The organism is Pseudoalteromonas sp. MEBiC 03607, assembly GCF_004792295.1.
Lineage (GTDB): Bacteria > Pseudomonadota > Gammaproteobacteria > Enterobacterales > Alteromonadaceae > Pseudoalteromonas > Pseudoalteromonas lipolytica_C.
This window is the reverse complement of sequence record NZ_SRRY01000002.1, coordinates 822,881-829,523: the sequence shown is the minus strand read 5'-3', so window position 1 is coordinate 829,523 and position 6,643 is coordinate 822,881. Positions and strand designations below refer to the sequence as shown.

Genomic DNA, 6,643 nt, shown 5'->3' with positions numbered 1-6,643 from the left:
CCAGCTTTCTGAATAAAGCTTTAGTAATATCAATCGACATTTTTGACAAGCCCGCTGCTTGGTTTTCAAGCGATAGGTCTTGGTGTTTATGATCATAGTTATCAGCAATATCGACCTGACATAACCGGTTATGCGAGTAATTGCGATACATCTCTGATAACACGCCAATTTCGAGACCCCAGTCACTTGGAATACGAATATCATTAAGTACATCGCGACGGAATGAGAACTCACCCGCTAGCGGATAACGAAACGAGTCCATGTATTCTAAATAATCGTTGCTACCTAAAATTGTTTTAAATGAGCGTAATAGCGGCGTTACCAGCAAACGTGACACGCGGCCATTAATTTTTCCCTCAGCGGTGCGCGGGTAAAAGCCTTTACAAAATTCATAGTTAAAACGGGGGTGAGCAACAGGATAAATTAAGCGTGCTAAAAGTGCTCTGTCGTAAGTCAAAATATCGCAGTCATGTAGCGCAATTGACTCTACTTTTGAGGTTGCCAACTTATAACCCATGCAATACCAAACATTGCGACCTTTACCTAGCTCTCGTGGCGCAACGCCAAGTTTTTGTAGTTCTTTATCAAGCGCTTGTAAACGCGGGCCATCATTCCAAAGTACCTTATGATGCTGGTCAAGCTCATCAAAAAACTGTAACGCATGGCGATATTGGCTTTCGTCGGCGCGATCTAGGCCAATGGTAATTTGTGATAAATAAGGCACATGTTTGAGCTCAGCTATAATATTTTGCAAAGCGGGTCCTTCTAACTCACTGTAAAGTGAGGGTAAAATCAAACCCATAGGACGCTGTTTTGAAAAATCCAATAACTCTTTTTCTAGTTCTTCGACTGGACGGTCAGCAATATTGTGTAAGGTCGTGATAATGCCATTTTGATAGAAATCAGCCATGAGATTGCTCCTGTTTTGCTGCAAAACGCGCTTTGATGATAGTTAACGCAGAAACTTCTTGAACCCAACCTGCTGGGGCTGGTTTTTCGCTTAGCTGCCAAGCTTTTTGTAATATTTGTGATTGTACTTGGCTGCCAGGGTTATTGATTAAAATGGCGGTGTCGGCCGCTTTTAGCATGGCGACATCGTTTTGACTGTCGCCAAGCGCTATTACAGTGAATGGATTGCGATAAGCTTTTTTGAACTGATTTAACAACCATTTTTGTGCAAGGCCTTTGTTGTTACCTTTAGTTAGGTGAATGAAGCGACCACCAACAAGCACTTCGTATCCTGCTTGACTCATTGCCTCTATCAGACCTTGTTTCTCTTCATCACTGCCAGAAAAGCAAATTGGGTCTGAATATTGACGCTTTAAAGCCAGTTCGCTTTTATCAACGGGTAGCCCTGTTAGTTCGGCTATTTCTTGTGCACTAAATTGACTAAATAAGCGCACACAATGGCTAAATTGACTGGCATATTGTTTAAGATCTTCATGCAATTTATCGGTGCTTTGTGTCATCGCAAAACGCCAATAACCTTGATACTCATCACAGCCAATCGGCTTTACTTTAAAATAATCTTTCGGGATATAAACGGCCGCGCCATTTTCCACAATAAAGGGTTGGTGATGATTTAAAGCTGTTTGAATATCAGTGACTTCTGCAAATGTTTTGCTGGTATTAAAAATGACATTGACACCGGTATCATTCAACTTAGCCAAAAATGGTTTGATCACCTCACATTCGTAACTATCGTGATCAAGCAATGTGCCGTCTAAATCAGTAAAAATAAGTGGTTGAGCAATTTGGTCAGCGAGTAGCTCCATTTTGGTAATATCACGCTCAGTATCAAGCAACAATAAAGCATCAACACTGTTCGCAAGAGTGGCTAAGTTTTCACGCGTAATACGTTCAAAATGAGAGATAAAACGCTTTAAACTCACTTCATCAAACGTGCCCTGCCCTTGGCCTTTTTTGGCAATTAACTTTTGCTCTTGCTCTAAGCGCCAAGCATACACATCTTCAAATGATGGCGCTTTTAACATAATGGTGTAATCGGCCATTGCGAATACATTTTGATATTCATTTGCTAAGCAGCTATTTACGCAGCGACGCCAAATGCCGTCGGCATCTTCTAGTTGTTCTAATTCATTAACTGGAGTTTGCAGTTGATAAGGTTGCTGAGGTGTACTGGCTACACACCAGCCTTCAAAAAACACGATATCTACGGGCTTTTGGTTGCTCGGCCACTGGGCTTGTGGCACTGGATCATCGGTTAGCTTATCAAATTGAGGTAATGGCACATTCACTTTACCTGCCAACAAGGCCGATAAGGTTTGCTCCATTAATTGCGTATCATGCGTACCTGGTACACCACGACTGGCAAACAAGGGATGAACATCTTTAGCAAGCTCAGTGCGTGCATCACGACTTAAATAAAAGTCATCGATTGATAATGACACACTGTTAAATTCAGTATTGCTATTAACCCAAGTCACTAAAAAATCAGCGAGGGTTGTTTTTCCTGAGCCTTGGCAGCCGTTGATAGCCACCAGCATAGATTGGCCGGTCATTTTTGCGCTCAAGATATCTTGCGCGAGGGGTATAAAAAACTGCTCACTTAAGTATTGATACTTGAGTGGTAACTGATGCTTCGCTAAAAACGGGGTAATATCCACAACATTTGCCTCTTGCATAATCGCTCCTACCAGTATGACATAGAGATAAATGCAGTTAGTAGACCAGTTTTATAACTCGTTATTTTTTATATAGTTACAAAAAAAGCGCGTATTTAACGCGCTTTTTTGGTGCAATATTTAAGCAGTTTTTAAGTTCTAATCAACTTGTTGCACTGCTTTGGGGAGGACAGCATTTAAGATAATCCCTAAAATTGCGCATAAGCTCACACCTTGCAAACTAAACTCGTCACCACCGAGGTGCATGCCACCAATACCAAACACTAAAATCAGTGCGATGATAGTCAAGTTTCGAGGCGCGGTAAGGTCTTCACCTGATTTTACTAAAGTATTTAAACCTACAACGGCAATTGAGCCAAATAGTAAAATCATGATACCGCCCATCACAGGAACCGGAATAGTTTGTAAACCCGCACCCATTTTTGCCACAAATGCGAGCACAATCGCGATGATAGCAGTCCAAAGCATCACTCGAGGGTTGAAGTTACGCGTAAGCATGACCGCCCCCGTTACTTCAGAGTAGGTTGTATTAGGTGGACCACCAAAAACCGATGCCGCAGAGGTTGCTAAACCATCACCCAATAAAGTGCGATGTAAGCCCGGTTTCTTTAAATAGTCTTTACCCGTGACTTGGCTAATTGCCATCATGTCGCCAATATGTTCTATAGCTGGCGCAATGGCCACAGGCACCATAAATAAAATAGCTTGCCACTTAAACTCAGGGTAAGTAAATGCAGGTACAGCAAACCAGCGAGCTTCAGTAACCGCATTAAATTCCACAATACCTATAAATAACGAAGCAAGATAACCTGCGATAACACCAGCAAGAATAGGAATAAGTTTAAATACACCTTTACCCCATACCGCAAAAATCAGCGTAACCAATAATGATAAACCAGACACCCAAATAGCTTGTTCATAAGGAACTAGTTGCGCGCTGCCATCCCCTGCTTTACCCATTGCCATATTCACAGCAACGGGCGCTAAGGCTAAACCAATCACCATAATAACTGGGCCAACAACCACAGGAGGTAACACTTTATGCAGTGCATTCACGCCTTTAAATTTTACAATCAAGCTAAGTGCAAAATAGCAAAAGCCTGCCACCATTAAACCGCCCATAGTTGCAGGAATACCCCACATTTGTACTGAGGCGATAATAGGTGCAATAAAAGCAAAAGACGATGCTAAAAAGATAGGAACTTGGCCTTTGGTAACCACATGAAACAGCAAGGTTCCTAGGCCTGCGGTAAATAAAGCCACATTGGGATCAAGGCCTGTCAGTAACGGCACAAGTACCAGTGCGCCAAATGCAACAAACAGCATTTGCGCGCCGGTTAGAATTGTTTTTAACGAAAATGTTTGATGATTTTCCACGTGCACGCCTTACACTGTACCAAAGATCTTGTCACCGGCATCTCCTAAGCCTGGGATGATATAGCCTTTTTCGTTTAAGTGACTATCTAGTGATGCCGTGAAGATTTCAACATCTGGGTGCGCCTCAAGGGTTTTTTCTACACCTTCAGGTGCTGCCACTAGTACAATCACTTTAATATCTTTACAACCTGCTTTTTTCAGCATATCGATTGTGGCGATCATTGAACCACCCGTTGCCAGCATTGGGTCAATAACAAGGCTTAAACGCTCATCAATTTTACCAACCAGTTTTTCAAAGTATGGCACAGGCTCCAATGTTTCTTCGTTACGCTGCAAACCTACAACACTAACTTTTGCAGCAGGTAATAATTGCATAACGCCATCCATCATACCAAGGCCGGCACGTAGAATCGGCACAACAGTAATTTTTTTACCTTTAATGTGCTCTACATTGAGGTTTGAACCATCCCATCCAGTGATCTGCACGCTTTCTAATGGTAGGTTTTTTGTTGCTTCGTATGTAAGCAAAGTACCTACTTCAGACGCCAGCTCACGGAAACTTTTTGTGCTAATACCTTGTGCGCGCATAAGGCCAAGTTTGTGTTGAACTAACGGATGAGTAATAACATGGATAGACATAAGTAGAACCTAAATGAAATAAATTACGCCTATTTTAGCGCAAAATAGTCTACTCGACTGCAAAAATTGCATACTTACTGCATTAATTCGTACAACTGGTCTAAAATTAAACAGCTGTGTGCAAATTTTAATTTTTTTGCAACAACACGTACGGTCAATATTTAAGATTTAATTATTTTTTGGGTTAAGCTGTAATGAAAACACTCACATTTACCTTAATACTATTTTGTTGCATTTCCTTACCAACCCACAGTGAAACACTCAATATTCAAATGATGGCTGACTTTATCCCCCAAGATGGCGGCAATCCAGAAAATGAAGCCACTACGTTTTTACTTGCTGCTGCCGCTGAGTTAGGTGATGAAATCAGCCTGCACTTTATACCGGCAAGTCGGCTAAGAGAATGGCAGCAGTTGAGCAAAATGAATAATGTTTGCTTATACAATAAATTAAAAACCCCTGACCGTGAGGCCCAAGCCGTATTTAGTCAATACCCTCTGATGGCTTTTCCTGCTAACAAATTGGTGGTATTCAACAAGCCAAAGATCCCTGATTCCATTACCCTGCTACAAGCTATTAATGACTTCAATTTAACAATAGGCATCATCAAGGGCCGCTCATATTCAGAAGAAATTGATAACTTTATACGCTTAGATGATGAGCACTTTTTTATGTTAGAAGGGGCAACCAATGCACCTCGGCTTGGTCAGATGCTATTTCAAAACAAAATTGATGCAGTTTTAGAATACCAAACTGTATTTAACAATCGCTATAAGCGAGCACCGGGTCTAAGTCACATTCGCTATATCAGCCTTAAGCCAGAAAAAGCCGCGTTGTTTGGTTATATTGCCTGTTCACCGACAGAGGTCGGCAAACAAGCCGTAGCACTGTTCGACAAAGCACTTAAAACAAAAAAGGTACGCACATTAATTAGTCAGCGTTTAAAGGCGCTATTTCACGAAGGTGAAAACACACAAATTGTAAATGCCTTCAATGCAGCGTTTGAGCACTAAGCCGATAAAATCTGCTCCATAACCCAGCTTGTATGTAGTGCGGTTTCACCTGTTGATGGGTGTGGTTGCTGGGCATGAAAATAATTCGCCATGTTTTCAACATGATATTGTTGAATATGTGCTGGGTTATCAATTACAAACTGTTGTGTTCCCTTTGCGTTGTTAAGCACAATGGGCTTTTCATCAAATACACTAAAGCTAAGCTCGCCTTCACTGCCATAAATCATTACATCATCAAAACGATTTGCTGAGGCAAAGTTCCAGCTTCCGGTGCCTGTAACACCAGATTGATGCTGCCAGTGCGCGGTTATGGCATCGAATGCAGAATATAAGCCTTGTTGATTGGCACATAAACCATGCACCTTATTAAAATCACCTAAAAGGTAGGCAAGTAAATCAAGGCCATGGCTGGCTAAATCGTCAAAGTAACCGCCTCGTGCTACTGTTTGATCGGTACGCCAATTATACTCTCCCGATAAATCTAGGGGATTCGGCGACTTACTTAAATGCCAACTTACATGACGCGGCTTACCAATGGCACCTTGTTCAAGTAACTGTTTAACTTGATTAAAGCGCGGTAACGAACGACGATAATAAGCCACAAACAGCGGCTGTTTAGCTTCTTTAAACGCTGCGACAATGTCAAGGCTATCTTGATAACTTGGCGCAAGTGGCTTTTCTATACAACAAGGTTTACCTGCCGCAGCAACCTCAAGAGCATACGCTTTATGGCTATCTGGCGGCGTGGCAATATACACTGCATCAACACTGGTATCGTTAATGAGTTCGCTTGGCGATGTGTACACCTTTGCTACATTATGGCGTTTAGCATAATCATGGGCTTTTTCTAGGTCGCGGCGTGTCACTCCAATAAGCGCAATACCTTCTGCTTGTTGATAAGCTGGGCCGCTTTTCACTTCGGTTACAGCACCACAGCCAATAATGGCAAATCGCATTGGCTTATTCATT

General features: G+C 42.0%; 6 protein-coding genes. 1 reads left to right on the top strand and 5 read right to left on the bottom strand.

The window, feature by feature from the left end; translation table 11 throughout:
- The 4 genes from E5N72_RS20570 to upp all read right to left on the bottom strand — a co-directional run.
- A partial coding sequence (locus E5N72_RS20570) for a glycosyl transferase (RefSeq protein ID WP_135926938.1) occupies positions 1–910 on the bottom strand: 910 nt, incomplete at its 3' end.
- A complete protein-coding gene (locus E5N72_RS20565) occupies positions 903–2,645 on the bottom strand; it encodes an HAD-IIB family hydrolase (protein WP_135926937.1) in 1,743 nt (580 codons plus the stop codon). The genes E5N72_RS20565 and E5N72_RS20570, both read right to left, overlap by 8 nt.
- A 138-nt stretch (positions 2,646–2,783) precedes the next feature.
- On the bottom strand, positions 2,784–4,022 hold the full coding sequence (locus E5N72_RS20560; RefSeq protein ID WP_135926936.1) for a uracil-xanthine permease family protein: 1,239 nt from the start codon (positions 4,020–4,022) through the stop codon (positions 2,784–2,786).
- Between the two features lie 9 nt (positions 4,023–4,031).
- Positions 4,032–4,661 carry a uracil phosphoribosyltransferase gene (gene upp / locus E5N72_RS20555; protein ID WP_135926935.1) on the bottom strand — a complete coding sequence of 210 codons (630 nt, stop codon included), beginning with the start codon at positions 4,659–4,661 and terminating at the stop codon, positions 4,032–4,034.
- A gap of 194 nt (positions 4,662–4,855) precedes the next feature.
- Between upp and E5N72_RS20550 the strand changes: the two genes are divergently transcribed.
- Entirely contained in the window at positions 4,856–5,674 is an 819-nt protein-coding gene (locus E5N72_RS20550) for an ABC transporter substrate-binding protein (protein WP_135926934.1), read from the top strand.
- On the opposite strand, the gene E5N72_RS20545 is transcribed toward E5N72_RS20550, so the two are convergent.
- Entirely contained in the window at positions 5,671–6,642 is a 972-nt protein-coding gene (locus E5N72_RS20545) for a Gfo/Idh/MocA family oxidoreductase (protein ID WP_135926933.1), read from the bottom strand. The two genes, E5N72_RS20550 and E5N72_RS20545, sit on opposite strands and share 4 nt — an antisense overlap.
- Between the last annotated feature and the right edge of the window lies 1 nt (position 6,643).